Genomic DNA, 13,931 nt, shown 5'->3' with positions numbered 1-13,931 from the left:
CACAATCCCTATCTTCTACAAACAAAGCATTAACCTTTTGAGAAAGCATTCCCTAGGCGAATCGATAAAAGTATCAAGTCTATTTGGCCGAGGGTTTAGGATGAGGTAGAATGCAGCGCCTTAAAAATACCGATATTTTGGACAGTTCTGTGCGAATAATTTTGGCGCCGATGGAAGGCGTTGTAGATGATTTAATGCGAGAGATCCTCTCTGCAATCAATCCTTATGATCTTATGGTTACGGAGTTCGTCCGTGTCGTAGACCAACTGCTACCTGAAAAGGTCTTTTATCGTCTTTGCCCAGAGTTGCAAACTGGTGGTCAAACACTATCCGGTACACCTGTGCGAGTGCAGCTACTGGGACAAAATCCCGATTGGATGGCAGAAAACGCAGCAAGGGCTATTGAACTGGGATCAAAAGGTGTCGATGTGAACTTTGGCTGCCCTGCTAAAATGGTCAATCGCAGCAATGGTGGCGCCGTGATGTTGCAATATCCGGAGCAACTCTACAATGTTGTGAAAGCGATGCGTGATGCAGTTCCTAGCGACCAGCCCGTTACCGCCAAAATACGCTTAGGCTTTAATGATAAGTCACTCTATATGGAAAATGCTCTCGCTATTTATGAGGCTGGCGCCAGTGAATTAGCTGTACACGCTCGCAGTAAAGTTGATGGCTATAAGCCACCTGCCTACTGGGAATATATCACCGACATTAATGCTAAGTTACCGATCCCAGTTATTGCTAACGGCGAGATCTGGAACCGTGATGATGCCGAGCGCTGTATGAGTATTACTGGCTGTGACAGTGTGATGGTGGGACGCGGAGCAATATCGCTACCGAACTTGGCTGCGAACATTAAAGGCGATACTGCTTATACTTGGCAGCAATCTCTTGATCTCATGCTTGAGTACACGAATAGAGAGTTAGAAGGTAGAAAGAGTACCTATTATCCCGCTCGAATTAAGCAATGGTTTGGCTATCTGAATCGGCAATATCCAGAGGCTGATACCCTCTTTAGAGAGCTTAGGGTATTTAAAACAGCAGATGAGATCATTGGTGTATTAAAACGCGCACAGGACAATTTGGCGAATTAATTAGTATTTAATTGAGCTAAATCCGCAAAATATAGCACTGAATTGATCTTAGTCATAACGCATCACGCCCGCATGTTTAGACTAAAAAGCCGTAGAGTTAATAATTGTAGGCAACCTAGTGAGTACAAACCATATCAAACAAACCTTATCCGAGATCGAGTCGGAACTAAGAGCGAAGATTGGTGCACTCCCCGAAATGCAAGCCAAGCTAATGGAGCAGCATAATTATTCTCTTTGTGAACTCATTCAAATCATGACTGACGTTCACTTATGCGAGCATCCATTATTCTTCAAATTGATGAGTCTTGATGCAACGCGTTGTCAGCTTGAGATAGGTTTGTACGGTGTGTGTAGCGATTGTGAGGGCCAAATTGAGCCTCAGCAGCTAGAGAAAGACCCATTAGAGCAGCGCTGTATAGGTTGTTGTGGAGAGTTTAGTCGTCAACATAGGCAAGAGCTAAGACTTAACCACTAACGCAAGCGGGATTAATATCTGGCTATCAGTATCAAAGAGTAACCCATAAAAAAACCTCCGACTTGCGGAGGTTTTTTATTATCTAACTAAATCAATCAAAAGCTTAAAACTTCACACTTGCTCTTACGAAGAAGAAGCGACCTAGCACATCATAAGTGTACGGATCGGTGTTTGAGTCATTATTACCAGAGTAGTAAGGAGGCTCTTCGTCAAAAATGTTATTAACACCGCCCGACAGACGAACTGTGCTGGTCAAATCATAATTTGCCGAAAGATCATGGTACACCACACTGTCTACACTTGGCGCATAACACTCACTTGGATCATCGTTACATGAGAATGAATCCATTCCGTCAATATAACGCGCTTCGTATGTTGCGCTCCAATCATCACCCGTCGCAGTAAGGTTCAAGTTAGACTTAAACTTTGCATACGAGCCTGAACCACTAGTAATAAAGCCAAGGTAATCAACAGCAACACCATCTTGGTCAAATTCTTCATATTTATCGATAATTGACGTATCTAAGCCCGCTTTCCAATCTAGACCTAGACCTTCGAAGGTATAGGCCACATTAATATCGTAGCCCGCTGTATTGGTTTGACCTAGGTTCTGTAAACCATTGTCAAACGAGATCCTGCCGGTGCCGTCAATAGCGATATTAGCTGACTGACAAAGTGCTGTATCGTTATTAATTTTGTTACCCGTTGCATCCATACACTGGTTGGCAATGTAGTTAGAATCAACTGCGGTAATAGTATTAGTAATTTCAATATTATAGTAATCAAGTGTCAAAGACAGGCCTTCAACAAAGCTTGGTGAATATACCAAACCTAGGGTTGTGATATCTGCTTCTTCTGGTGTTAAGTCAGGGTTACCACCAACGGTAACTTCAGCCTGTGTCTGCTCAGTTGCTGCATGCTTAATTTGGTCGAATGAAGGGGACTTACCACCGTATAGCTCACTGACCGTAGGAGCGCGGAATGCTGTAGACATTACGCCACGAAGCATTAAATCATCAATTACGCGCCAGGTTAAACCTAGTTTCCAAGTACTATCTGAACCAAATGTACTGTAATCAAAGTATCGAATAGCTGCACTTAAATCCACTTGCTCTGCCATTGGCAGGTCGCTAAGTAAAGGTATCGCTAATTCAGCGTAGACTTCATTCACATCAAAAGAGCCGGCAGTAGCCTCTTGGCGAGGGTCATTCGCTAATCCTTGTGAAGTCAACGAGTCAGGCGTGTAATGTGCCGATTCTTTACGGTATTCGTAACCAGCAGCAAAACCAAGCGTACCTGCTGGCAAATCCATAATTTCACCAGAAAGCGTCGCGGCTATGACATCTAACTCACTACCACCACTATTAATTTCTGTGTAAATAAAAGGTTCAATACTCTCACCAACCCAAGATTCTTGACTAAACGGATCGAACTCTTTAGCTAATACCGCATCATTGATAGAACCAAGATTGTGTAAGTTAGCTAATGTATCAACAGAATCATTCTTACCCTTGTTATAAGAAGCATCCCAAGTCCAACCATTGTCGAACTCTCCCTCAAGACCTACAACAAGGCGCACTGTATCAACTACCTGTGAAAAATTACGTGTGCCAGACTCTACCACGCGGCGACCGTAATCTAACATTTCGCCTTCTTGTACTAGACCGACTAAGTCGTCTGTCATCCAAGTTGAATCATACGCCCAAGCAGTACTATTCCAAATTGGTTGCGGTGCCATTTGCTGCTCAGACCAACGCTTAGAATACATTGCTTCTGAGAAGAATAAAATTGAATCAGACAGCTCATAAGTACCAGAGAATGAAAGATTCAAACGCTCCATTGGCGTAGAAAGGTAGCTGTCCTCTGAATAATTATATTTATCTTCATTTGTGAAATCATGGTATTCGCCACCACGACCACTTAAATTCGCTTCTGTAACATTTTCATCATGGTATTCAAACGTAGCTTTACCATCATCACCCGCAACATAGTGGCCATAGTAACCAGAATCTCCAATCTCATATGCACCATCTTCTCCAGAGCCAACAAGATCATGATGTGAATCGCCCCAAATATGGCCGCCTTCAGAGTATGAGCTACCGCCACAATAAAGCTCGCTACCGTCAGAAGTTTCAGTAATAGGACACTCAGAAAAGCTACGGTCAGCTTGGCTTGCTTCGCCACGCTTAGTGTACTGTGCATTGATAACCACATTACCTTTTTCGAAGGTATTACCTATGGTGAAATCCACACTTGATTCATCAGCATCACCTTGACCTGTGACACCCGTTTGTACGTTCATCTCAAAGCCTTCAAAATCACGCTTTAAGATCACGTTTACAACACCGGCTATTGCATCAGTACCGTATACTGCAGATGCACCATCTTTCAGGACCTCTACTCGTTGGATCATAGACACTGGGATAGTGTTTAAATCAACCGATGACGCTGCGCCAGTACCCGATGCAATCATGCGGCGGCCATTAACCAGCACCAAAGTACGGTTTGTACCTAGACCACGTAAATTAACATGCGCATTACCACCAGAGCCGTTGTTAACGGCAGCATTTGTCATCGCACCACCAGATACGGTCATATTTTGCAAGACATCATCAATCGATGTCGCACCGGATGCGATAATTGCTGAAGCATCGATAACCGTTACTGGACTTGCTGATTCCATATCTGCACGCTTAATACGTGATCCAGTAACTTGAATACGTTCTACTTTATTTTCTGCTGAATTATCTGCAGTCGCTTCTTCTGCAAATACAAATCCTGATAAAGCAACACTAGTAGCTGCAGCAGCAATAAGACTACGACGTACTGCTTTTGCGGTTAAGGTTACTGAGCTCATATTTATCCCCTCGTATTTCGATGTGTAAAACCCGAAATTGTTATATTTATTCTTTATTTATCGGTAGAAGTTAATCGCTTCGCAATAAATACTGTTTAAATTTAACTTTTAAGTCAATGGTTATCACATAAAAATAACGCTTAAGATATAAATTGATACATCAATAACTATCAAAACAAATGCCAAAACCAAGAAACAACTTAAAAAATAAGGCGTTACGAATGACCGAAGGTAAATAACATTTAACACAAACTTGTATCAACGATTATTTCAATTGTTAATAAATTGATAACAACAATAGCGCCACCATCTGTTTAAAAATAAACCAGACCCGTTAAGATACACTACATAAATAAGTAAACATGCCTGAACTTCAGGTTTTTAGCAGCACTCAAAACACGGCGTCAAAATAACAAACAGAAAAACAGTAAATTAAAATATTAACAAGTTAATCATTTTGTATCAAAATCGGAAATTAATCGAGCTGCATTTAAAATGCGAAAAATAACAAACCAGCAAATTAACTTAACCTAATTGCTTAATGCGTTTGTAAGCTGGCATGGACAGGTTAATAATTAATCAAAAGATACTTTATCGAAAATTAAAACAGGTGGGGATTTATATTTAAGACGATATGCTAGTTCTTCTTAGCCTGTGAGGCTAGGAAATTGAGTCAGAGGTTGTGTTAGAAGTTAGCCAAAGAAAAATAAATAATAAAGGAAAGTTGACTCGCAGCCTCTACGAGTAGGCATCATCTGTAGCTGCCGCGGGATCTAGTAGGCAAAAAAAAGGAGCCATTAGGCTCCTTTTATTCACGCTCGAATTAACGAGTGCGTGGGCATAGCTCTTCAGTACTGAAGAAATATGCGATTTCACGCTCAGCAGATGCAACTGAATCAGAACCATGAGCAGCGTTCTCGTCGATGCTTTCAGCGAAATCTGCACGAATTGTACCTTCAGCCGCTTCAGCTGGGTTTGTAGCACCTAAAATTTCACGGTGAGCTAGAACTGCGTTCTCGCCTTCAAGAGTTTGAACCATGATAGGACCAGAAGTCATAAATGCAACTAGCGCACCAAAGAATGGACGCTCACTGTGCTCAGCATAGAAGCCTTCTGCTTGTTCTTGGCTTAGGTGAACCATTTTAGAAGCGATGATTTTCAGGCCAGCCGTTTCAAAACGGTTGTAGATAGCGCCAATGTGGTTTTTTGCAACTGCATCAGGCTTAATGATAGAAAAAGTACGTTCGATAGCCATGAAAAGCTTCCTTCTTATATAAACGGGTTTTAATTTTCGCGCGGATTATACGAAATTAAAGGCCCATTGCCTACCCTTAAGCCGCAAACTAGTTGAGGCAAGTCCGGTGCCACAACCAGAAATACTCGACCCGATCACACTTTTAAGCGCACCCAACCTGTTTAATCAGATAAAACAGCATTACCTAAACAATTAAATGACAATGGAATCCAATAAAGCCAAAGTTCGTTACTTACGTTTTTTTACCCAAATTAAGCCTGCTGCAATCACTGCTAACAACGCAATTGCAGGTACTATTTCAATAAAATGATGGAATAAACCAACACCGCCGTGGCCCTCATGTGCCATTACAGTCATGGGTGTTAACAATAGTGCTGCTAGTAATTTACGCATAGGAACTTCCCTTTTGTTTGACATTGTAGTTTTATGATTGCGCTAGGAGTCTGCAAAACTCGACTCTGACCTAAAATGACTCTAGCCACTAAGCACTAAGTTAAAGTTAATCAACTAAGAGCCTTTTGATACGGATCAACCCAAGGCAGAATTATGTTCACCAAAGAAGTCAGATAAGGCAAGGGTCACACTTTAACCACTATCTGACCACAGAAATTCACTTTTCAGCAATCCAATTGGCTTGAATCGCCTCAAGTATTCTTTCATTGCAATGATTTGGATCGTCATCAAAACACTCAAGGCCTAATACCCATTCATTAAGATCGGTGAAGCGGATTTTTTCAGGCTCAACGTCGGGGTACTTATCAATGAGTTGCAGTGCAATCTCTAACGAATCTATCCACTTAAGCTTCATAACGGCTCTCCTTTTAGTCAAACTTAATTAAGTATAAAACATAGATAGCGACTCGCTCGTACAATAGCTACCCTCAATGATTGACGCTCTGTATGAGCCCTTAGGAAGTAAAAGGTCTAGATTGAACGTGGACGCTTATATTTCACTTAGCTCATCTCTCTTGGCTCGAGCCCTAACGACTGAGCACCTAGAAAACTGAAAACAAAAAAGCCAGTAGACTTGGCTACTGGCTTTTATAAATACGCTTGAGTTTGTATAAACGCTTAGCGTGATTAGCCTTCACTAACCATATTAATCGTGTATTTAGGGATATCAACGACGATATCTGAAGCTGGCACTTTTGCTTGGCAAGAAAGGCGGCTTTCAGGCTCTAAACCCCAAGCTTTATCGAGCATATCATCTTCTAGCTCATCGCTTTCTTCTAGCTCGTCAAAGCCTTCACGGATCACGACGTGACAGGTAGTACAAGCACATGATTTTTCACATGCATGCTCAATATGAATACCGTTACGCAGTGCAACGTCTAAAACAGTTTCGCCTTCGTTTGCTTCAACAACGGCTCCATCTGGGCATAACTCTTCATGGGGTAAAAATACAATTTGTGGCATAACCTTACCTATATATTGTCAACCGACTGCCCTTTAAGAGCCAATCGGATTGAATTATCCATACGCTTAGCAGCAAAGTCCTGCGTCGCTGTATCTAGTACTTCGATAGCCGCTTCGATGGCATCGGCATCATCTTCGCTAGCAATCTGTGCTAACGAAGCCATATTAGTTTGAATAACGCTTTGCTCATCTTCCGATAGCAGATCTGCATCTTTATTCAGTGCAGCGTTTAATGACTCAAGCACACGAGCCGCCTCTACTTGCTTTTCAGCCAGCATGCGGCGAGTAATATCTTCTTTGGCGTTGGCCATCGAATCTTTGAGCATGTTACCAATCTCTGCATCACTTAAACCAAATGATGGCTTAACTTGAATACTTGACTGAACACCCGTCGACTTTTCCATTGCGGTAACACTTAACAAACCATCAGCGTCAACTTGGAAGGTTACTCGGATATGCGCAGCACCCGCAGCAAGCGGAGGAATTCCTTGTAGGGTAAACCTAGCAAGCGAGCGACAATCTGCCACTAGTTCACGCTCACCTTGTACCACATGGAATGCCATCGCCGTTTGACCATCTTTAAAGGTGGTAAACTCTTGTGCGCGGGCAACAGGAATAGTGGTATTACGCGAAACTACCTTTTCGACTAGTCCGCCCATGGTCTCAATGCCCAGTGACAATGGGATAACATCTAGCAGTAACAAGTCAGACTCAGGCTTATTACCTACCAAGATATCGGCTTGAATAGCTGCGCCAATCGCAACAACACGATCAGGATCGATAGAGGTCAAAGGCACCTTACCCATGAAGTTTTCAACTTCTTGGCGCACTAACGGCACACGAGTCGAGCCACCCACCATCACGGTTTCTAGCACCTCATCGCTGCTTACGCCTGCATCACGAAGAGCACGGCGGCAGCTGCTAATGGTCTTTTTTACAAGCTTACTAATCAGACCTTCAAACAGCACTCGGCTAACCGTTAACGTTAGCTCGGTACCATTATCATCAATCACAGTTGCAAGCGTTTCACTTGACTCTGTCAATGCTTCTTTTACGCGTCTAGCTTCGATCTGCATTTTCCTGATCATGCTAGCGCTAACGGCTCCTTGCTGCCACTGCTCGGCAAAATGCGCCTGAAGCATATGGTCGAAGTCGTCTCCGCCCAAGGCTGAATCGCCGCCAGTCGCTAACACCTCAAATACGCCTTTATTTAAACGCAAAATAGAGATGTCAAACGTTCCGCCACCTAAGTCATAAACGGCAATAATGCCTTCTTGACCACTGTCTAAACCATAAGCGATTGCAGCTGCTGTTGGCTCATTCAGCAAACGGAGCACTTTAACGCCCGTAAGCGATGCCGCATCTTTCGTGCCTTGGCGCTGTGCATCATCAAAATAAGCAGGAACAGTTATCACCACGCCTTCTAATGTGCCGCCCAAGGTCGACTCTGCACGTGCCACCAGCGGCTTTAAGATCTCAGATGAAATCTGAACTGGGTTTACTTTGCCATTTGGGGTCACAAAAATCGGTAATCCGTTTTCACTCGCTTCGAAAACATACGGCAATGATTGCTCGCCTGATTGAATGTCTTCTAGACTACGACCCATAAAGCGTTTAACTGACACTATGGTGTTTTGTGGATCTTGAGCAGAAAACGCCTCGGCTTCACGACCAACGAAAACACCGCTTTGGGTATAACGGACAACAGAAGGCAATGAATGCTGTGAATCTTCATCGGGTAAAGTATTCGCCACGCCGCTACGTACCGCAGCAACAAGTGAGTTAGTGGTGCCTAAATCGATCCCGACAGCGAGACGATGTTGGTGGGGAGCAGCGCTCTGTCCAGGCTCTGCTATCTGCAAAAGTGCCATATATATCCAACTTAAAAAAATGTTGGCTCAATGTCTTGAGCCAACAGTATTAAAAATTAAGACCGTTGACTAATCAAAGAGTGCATCTTCCACTCTGGTCAACTCATCTTGTAATTTTGCCATAAACTTAAGTTTACGAATTTGCTCTGCGGCCTGCAAATGATCTGCCTCAAGCTCGCTCACCAGTAAAGGCTTTAATTCTGTCGTTATTTGCCTAGCGTATTGCTCAAAAGAATCGTAGAGTTCGGCTATCTCAGAGTCGGGATCATCGCTATGCTTGATCTCTTCAAGTGACTCACGCCATTCCATCTGTTGCATTAAAAACTGGGTATCTTTTAATGTTGTCGACTCATGACTCAGCTCAAGTCCTTTCAATGTAAGCAAGTGCTCAGCTCTTTGAATAGGATTCTTCAGTGTTTGAAAAGCATCATTGATTTGTGCAGTACGCTGTACAGACAGACGCTTATCTTGCTCACTCGCGTTAGCAAATTTGTCGGGATGAACCGCCCGTTGCAGTTCGCGGTAGCGCTCTGCAAGTAAGGCGGTGTCGACATCATAGGAAGGAAGTAAACTAAACAGCTCGAAATAATTCATAGTTTTACTTTTAATGGCTTAGACGGTAAAGCTCTCACCGCAGCCACATTCACCTTTCGCATTAGGGTTATTGAATTGGAAACCTTCGTTAAGACCTTCTTTAACAAAGTCCAACTCAATCCCTTGAAGATAGATAAAGCTTTTGGCATCGATGATGATTTTAACGCCATCAACATCATAAATTTCATCATCATCGTTAAGATCATCAACGAATTCCAGCACATAAGCCATGCCAGAGCAGCCCGATGTCTTAAGCCCTAAGCGTAAGCCTAGACCTTTGCCACGACTCGCTAAAAAGCTTCTAACTCGGTCAGCTGCGGCGGGAGTGATACTAATTGCCATCTTTACTCCAGGTATTACTTAGATTGCTTAGTCTTATACTCTTCTAGAGCGGCTTTGATCGCATCTTCAGCCAAAATAGAACAGTGAATTTTAACGGGCGGTAATGCGAGCTCTTCAGCGATATCGGTGTTCTTAATCGCCAGTGCTTCGGCAACTGTTTTGCCTTTTACCCACTCTGTTACCAGTGAGCTAGAAGCGATAGCGCTACCACAACCGTATGTTTTAAACTTAGCGTCTTCGATGATACCGTTATCGTCAATGCGCAATTGTAGCTTCATTACGTCACCACATGCCGGTGCACCAACCATACCGGTTACCACTGATGGGTCATTCTTATCGAATGAGCCCACATTACGTGGATTCTCATAATGATCGATTACTTTTTCGCTATAAGCCATGATACTACTCCAATTTATCTATTCGTGAATTAAGCTAAGGTTAGTGATGTGCCCACTGGACTGAGTCCAGATCGATACCGTCTTTGAACATTTCCCAAAGCGGAGACATTTCCCTTAAATTACCAATAGATTCTTTAATCGTTTCTATTGCATGGTCGATCTCTTCATCAGTCGTGAAACGGCCGATTGAGAATCGAATAGAGCTGTGAGCCATCTCGTCATTAAGACCTAGCGCACGTAGCACATAGCTTGGCTCTAGGCTTGCAGAAGTACAGGCAGAACCCGATGATACCGCTAAGTCTTTCAATGCCATCATCAAAGACTCACCTTCAACGAAGTTAAAGCTGACGTTTAGGCTACCACAGGCTCTTTTTTCCACGTCACCATTAATATAGGTTTCTTCGATGTGTTTGATGCCGTTCCATAACTTATCGCGTAGACGAGCAATACGCTCGTTATCAACGACCATATCGGCTTTAGCGATGGCCGCGGCTTCGCCCATACCCACAATTTGATGAGTCGCAAGCGTGCCACTACGCATACCACGCTCATGTCCACCACCATGCATAGCAGCTTCTAGGCGGATGCGTGGTTTACGGCTAACATAAAGTGCACCAATACCCTTAGGCCCGTACATTTTATGTCCAGAGATAGACATCAAATCGACTTTAGTGGTTTGCACATCGATAGGTAATTTACCAGCGCTTTGCGCCGCATCGACGTGGAAGATGATTTTGCGTGAACGACATAGCTCACCAATCGCATCGATATCTTGAATCACACCGATTTCATTGTTCACCTGCATGATGCTCACTAAAATAGTGTCTTCACGCATGGCGGCTTCAATCATAGCGACAGGAATAAGACCACTTGGCTCTGGCTGAAGGTAAGTCACTTCATAACCTTCACGCTCAAGCTGGCGGCAAGTATCTAACACTGCTTTGTGTTCAGTTTTGCTAGTGATGATGTGCTTACCCTTCTTATGATAGAAGTGAGCAACACCTTTAATTGCTAAGTTGTCAGACTCTGTCGCACCAGAAGTAAACACGATTTCACGTGGATCGGCGTTAATCAAATCAGCGACTTGGTTACGAGCGATATCAACAGCCTCTTCAGCTTGCCAACCGTAACGGTGAGAACGAGACGCTGGATTACCGAAAATGCCATCCATTGTCAGGCATTGCATCATTTTCTCTGCGACACGAGGGTCAACCGGCGTCGTCGCAGCATAATCTAAATAGATAGGTAGCTTCATCACACACTCCGTACTTTGTAGCCTCTAGCTGAGACCACTTACAACGTACAAAAAATAATTTTTATATTCATAACAAAGGCAGTTAAATACTTACTCTTTGTTCCTGTTGCAATTTATCCTGTTTAACTGAGATAAACTGCACATCTCTTTTATGCATCAATCCTGCTAACGATATGCCATTTAAGAAATCAGAAATTTGATTACTTAAATCTCCCCAAAGCGAATGGGTTAAACATCGAGTTCCACTCTGGCAATTACCTTGACCTTGGCAGCGCGTTGCATCAACGGACTCATCAACCGCGCGTACAACCATTCCAACGGAAATATCACAGGCGTCTGTACCTAGGCGATATCCACCACCAGGTCCACGGACGCTTGAAACCAAGCCATTTTTTCTGAGTTTTGCGAAGAGTTGTTCGAGGTAAGATAGAGAGATCCCTTGACGCTCGGAAATATCGGCCAATGGTACTGGACCATTGGTTGAGTGCATGGCAACGTCTAACATTGCAGTTACTGCGTACCGACCTTTCGATGTAAGTTTCATGGCTACTACGTCTCCCAAAAAAGCATAAGCTAATTTCAACATACCCGACCGTTTCAGTCAAGTATTAAGCCTAGCTATTTGGTCAGGTATTAATAGGATCATGACAGGAATTAAATACCCCGTCATTTTGCTGGGGTATTTAACCTGTTTATTAGGCAAGATTCAATGCTAATTGGGATTTTAGGCGCACATTAATCTATATAATGGGATCAAACTCATCTAAAGACTTCTGACGTTTCTGCGCTGCCGCAGTTTCTGCATCACTAAAATCTTCAACATCAAGCTCCGGTAGTTTTTCAGTGCAGACACTTCCGCCTAAAGTTTGCACAGCCTGGCAGACTTCTTGAACTTTAGAGTCCATTAGATGCATATGATCAAGCATCTGCCCAATGGCATTGGCGACGGGATCTGGATTATCAGGCGATACCGCGTAGGCATCGAAGCCATATTTCTTTGCCATTTCAGTGCGGCGCTGGGAGGTTTCTTTTGATTGTGCCGACGGCGTAGCCACAACGCGGCCAGGAATACCCACCACTGTCGTGTCGACAGGCACATCTTTAACCACCACAGAATTAGAACCAACGCGGGCACCATCGTTCATGGTGATCGGGCCCAATATCTTGGCTCCAGCACCTATCACCACATTATTGCCCAATGTGGGGTGACGTTTACCCGACTGCCAAGTCGTACCACCTAAGGTTACCCCATGATAAAGGGTGCAGTCGTTGCCGATTTCTGCCGTTTCCCCGATCACTACGCCCATGCCGTGGTCGATAAAGAAACGATCACCTATGGTGGCACCAGGGTGTATTTCTACCCCGGTTAACCATCGAGAGAAGGTAGATAAACATCGCGCCGAAAGTCGCCAATTTCTAACCCAGAGTTTATGGCTTACCCTGTGGATCCAAATCGCTTGCATTCCCGGATAATTGAATAAGATTTCAATGGTTCCGTTTGCTGCTGGATCTCTATGGTAAATAGAGGCTATGTCGTCTTTCAGTCTTGCGATAACACCCATTTAGCTACTTCCTTTTTAGCGCTACTTACTTATCTTTAGTCTCAGTCTTGTCAACGACTTTATCAATCGAGGTCAATATACCACGCAAGATGTTCATCTCTTGGCGCTCAATTCGGGTACGGCTGAATAAACGACGTAACTTAGTCATTATTTGGCCGGGGTGATTCTTAACGATAAAGTTAGTCGACAACAGCGTATTTTCGAGATGCTCGAAGAAATTCTCTCGCTCTCTTGAAGATGGATACGCTTCATCATTTTCATCAACAGGTGCAGGTTCAACGCCGCTCTCTACTTGAGCTAGATGCGCAACTCGCGCCTCGTAACAGATAATCTGCACTGCTTGTGCCAGATTCAAAGAGGTGTATTCAGGGTTAGCCGGAATAGCAACGTGATAATCGCAACGTTGCAGCTCTTCATTAGTCAGGCCATTATTTTCACGTCCAAATACGATAGCAACAGGGCCGGTTAATGCCGAGCCAACTAATTTCTCACCCGCTTCACGTGGCTCAAGCATCGGCCAGTCTAACGTGCGGCTACGAGCACTGGTTGCAATCACTAAGCTACAATCTGCAATGGCTTCTTCTACAGAGCCTACGGTAATCGCATGCTTTAGAATATCCGATGCACCCGCCGCTAACGCGATCGAGTGACCATCCGGCTCAACCTTTGGCTCAGCAAGATATAAAGTGGATAACCCCATGGTTTTCATAGCACGGGCTGTAGAACCTATATTCCCTGGGTGGGAAGTACCGACAAGAACGACGCGAATATTGCTGAGCATGAAACTACTTAATTTTCTGAGAGAACATGTG

General features: G+C 43.8%; 15 protein-coding genes. 2 read left to right on the top strand and 13 right to left on the bottom strand.

The genetic code is table 11. The features are described 5' to 3' along the window. The first annotated feature begins 149 nt into the window (after positions 1 to 149). Both dusC and SHAL_RS08210 read left to right on the top strand, forming a co-directional pair. The gene (dusC, locus tag SHAL_RS08215; RefSeq protein ID WP_041416312.1) at positions 150 to 1,094 is read left to right on the top strand and encodes a tRNA dihydrouridine(16) synthase DusC; all 945 of its coding nucleotides are present in this window, start codon (positions 150 to 152) and stop codon (positions 1,092 to 1,094) included. 118 nt (positions 1,095 to 1,212) lie between these two features. Beyond that, a complete protein-coding gene (locus tag SHAL_RS08210) occupies positions 1,213 to 1,569 on the top strand; it encodes a TraR/DksA C4-type zinc finger protein (protein ID WP_012276686.1) in 357 nt (118 codons plus the stop codon). Positions 1,570 to 1,672: 103 nt separating this feature from the next. On the opposite strand, the gene SHAL_RS08205 is transcribed toward SHAL_RS08210, so the two are convergent. The 13 genes from SHAL_RS08205 to trmJ all read right to left on the bottom strand — a co-directional run bounded on the left by SHAL_RS08205 (position 1,673) and on the right by trmJ (position 13,900). Next, positions 1,673 to 4,426 (bottom strand): TonB-dependent receptor, encoded by a 2,754-nt coding sequence (locus SHAL_RS08205; RefSeq protein WP_012276685.1) that lies wholly within the window; start codon positions 4,424 to 4,426, stop codon positions 1,673 to 1,675. A gap of 823 nt (positions 4,427 to 5,249) precedes the next feature. Continuing rightward, positions 5,250 to 5,681: a nucleoside-diphosphate kinase gene (gene ndk, locus SHAL_RS08200; RefSeq protein ID WP_012276684.1), complete on the bottom strand. Its 432-nt coding sequence runs from the start codon at positions 5,679 to 5,681 to the stop codon at positions 5,250 to 5,252. Between the two features lie 228 nt (positions 5,682 to 5,909). Next, a complete protein-coding gene (locus tag SHAL_RS23235) occupies positions 5,910 to 6,074 on the bottom strand; it encodes a hypothetical protein (protein WP_012276683.1) in 165 nt (54 codons plus the stop codon). 217 nt (positions 6,075 to 6,291) lie between these two features. Further along, positions 6,292 to 6,489, bottom strand: a complete 198-nt coding sequence (gene iscX / locus SHAL_RS08195; RefSeq protein ID WP_012276682.1) for a Fe-S cluster assembly protein IscX — start codon at positions 6,487 to 6,489, stop codon at positions 6,292 to 6,294. Between the two features lie 272 nt (positions 6,490 to 6,761). Next, on the bottom strand, positions 6,762 to 7,097 hold the full coding sequence (gene fdx, locus SHAL_RS08190) for an ISC system 2Fe-2S type ferredoxin (RefSeq protein ID WP_012154744.1): 336 nt from the start codon (positions 7,095 to 7,097) through the stop codon (positions 6,762 to 6,764). An 8-nt stretch (positions 7,098 to 7,105) separates the two neighbouring features. After that, a complete protein-coding gene (gene hscA, locus SHAL_RS08185) occupies positions 7,106 to 8,968 on the bottom strand; it encodes a Fe-S protein assembly chaperone HscA (RefSeq protein ID WP_012276681.1) in 1,863 nt (620 codons plus the stop codon). A 69-nt stretch (positions 8,969 to 9,037) separates the two neighbouring features. Next, positions 9,038 to 9,562 (bottom strand): co-chaperone HscB, encoded by a 525-nt coding sequence (hscB, locus tag SHAL_RS08180; protein WP_012276680.1) that lies wholly within the window; start codon positions 9,560 to 9,562, stop codon positions 9,038 to 9,040. 18 nt (positions 9,563 to 9,580) lie between these two features. Further along, positions 9,581 to 9,904 (bottom strand): iron-sulfur cluster assembly protein IscA, encoded by a 324-nt coding sequence (gene iscA / locus SHAL_RS08175; protein ID WP_012276679.1) that lies wholly within the window; start codon positions 9,902 to 9,904, stop codon positions 9,581 to 9,583. 14 nt (positions 9,905 to 9,918) lie between these two features. Next, positions 9,919 to 10,302: a Fe-S cluster assembly scaffold IscU gene (gene iscU, locus SHAL_RS08170; protein WP_012276678.1), complete on the bottom strand. Its 384-nt coding sequence runs from the start codon at positions 10,300 to 10,302 to the stop codon at positions 9,919 to 9,921. A gap of 40 nt (positions 10,303 to 10,342) precedes the next feature. Then, positions 10,343 to 11,557 carry an IscS subfamily cysteine desulfurase gene (locus tag SHAL_RS08165; protein ID WP_012276677.1) on the bottom strand — a complete coding sequence of 405 codons (1,215 nt, stop codon included), beginning with the start codon at positions 11,555 to 11,557 and terminating at the stop codon, positions 10,343 to 10,345. A gap of 82 nt (positions 11,558 to 11,639) precedes the next feature. After that, entirely contained in the window at positions 11,640 to 12,101 is a 462-nt protein-coding gene (iscR, locus tag SHAL_RS08160) for a Fe-S cluster assembly transcriptional regulator IscR (RefSeq protein WP_012276676.1), read from the bottom strand. A 196-nt stretch (positions 12,102 to 12,297) separates the two neighbouring features. Then, the gene (gene cysE / locus SHAL_RS08155; RefSeq protein WP_012276675.1) at positions 12,298 to 13,119 is read right to left on the bottom strand and encodes a serine O-acetyltransferase; all 822 of its coding nucleotides are present in this window, start codon (positions 13,117 to 13,119) and stop codon (positions 12,298 to 12,300) included. Between the two features lie 25 nt (positions 13,120 to 13,144). Next, positions 13,145 to 13,900, bottom strand: a complete 756-nt coding sequence (trmJ, locus tag SHAL_RS08150) for a tRNA (cytosine(32)/uridine(32)-2'-O)-methyltransferase TrmJ (RefSeq protein ID WP_012276674.1) — start codon at positions 13,898 to 13,900, stop codon at positions 13,145 to 13,147. Positions 13,901 to 13,931: the final 31 nt, after the last annotated feature.

The organism is Shewanella halifaxensis HAW-EB4, assembly GCF_000019185.1.
Taxonomy (GTDB): Bacteria; Pseudomonadota; Gammaproteobacteria; order Enterobacterales; family Shewanellaceae; genus Shewanella; species Shewanella halifaxensis.
Note: the sequence above shows the minus strand (reverse complement) of the source record. Positions and strands in the feature narration are given on the sequence as shown.

Coding starts and splice junctions, on each gene's coding strand:
- SHAL_RS08205 (WP_012276685.1), bottom strand. CDS start 4,426: ATGAGCTCAGTAACCTTAACCGCAAAAGCAGTACGTCGTAGTCTTATT.
- ndk (WP_012276684.1), bottom strand. CDS start 5,681: ATGGCTATCGAACGTACTTTTTCTATCATTAAGCCTGATGCAGTTGCA.
- SHAL_RS23235 (WP_012276683.1), bottom strand. CDS start 6,074: ATGCGTAAATTACTAGCAGCACTATTGTTAACACCCATGACTGTAATG.
- iscX (WP_012276682.1), bottom strand. CDS start 6,489: ATGAAGCTTAAGTGGATAGATTCGTTAGAGATTGCACTGCAACTCATT.
- fdx (WP_012154744.1), bottom strand. CDS start 7,097: ATGCCACAAATTGTATTTTTACCCCATGAAGAGTTATGCCCAGATGGA.
- hscA (WP_012276681.1), bottom strand. CDS start 8,968: ATGGCACTTTTGCAGATAGCAGAGCCTGGACAGAGCGCTGCTCCCCAC.
- hscB (WP_012276680.1), bottom strand. CDS start 9,562: ATGAATTATTTCGAGCTGTTTAGTTTACTTCCTTCCTATGATGTCGAC.
- iscA (WP_012276679.1), bottom strand. CDS start 9,904: ATGGCAATTAGTATCACTCCCGCCGCAGCTGACCGAGTTAGAAGCTTT.
- iscU (WP_012276678.1), bottom strand. CDS start 10,302: ATGGCTTATAGCGAAAAAGTAATCGATCATTATGAGAATCCACGTAAT.
- SHAL_RS08165 (WP_012276677.1), bottom strand. CDS start 11,557: ATGAAGCTACCTATCTATTTAGATTATGCTGCGACGACGCCGGTTGAC.
- iscR (WP_012276676.1), bottom strand. CDS start 12,101: ATGAAACTTACATCGAAAGGTCGGTACGCAGTAACTGCAATGTTAGAC.
- cysE (WP_012276675.1), bottom strand. CDS start 13,119: ATGGGTGTTATCGCAAGACTGAAAGACGACATAGCCTCTATTTACCAT.
- trmJ (WP_012276674.1), bottom strand. CDS start 13,900: ATGCTCAGCAATATTCGCGTCGTTCTTGTCGGTACTTCCCACCCAGGG.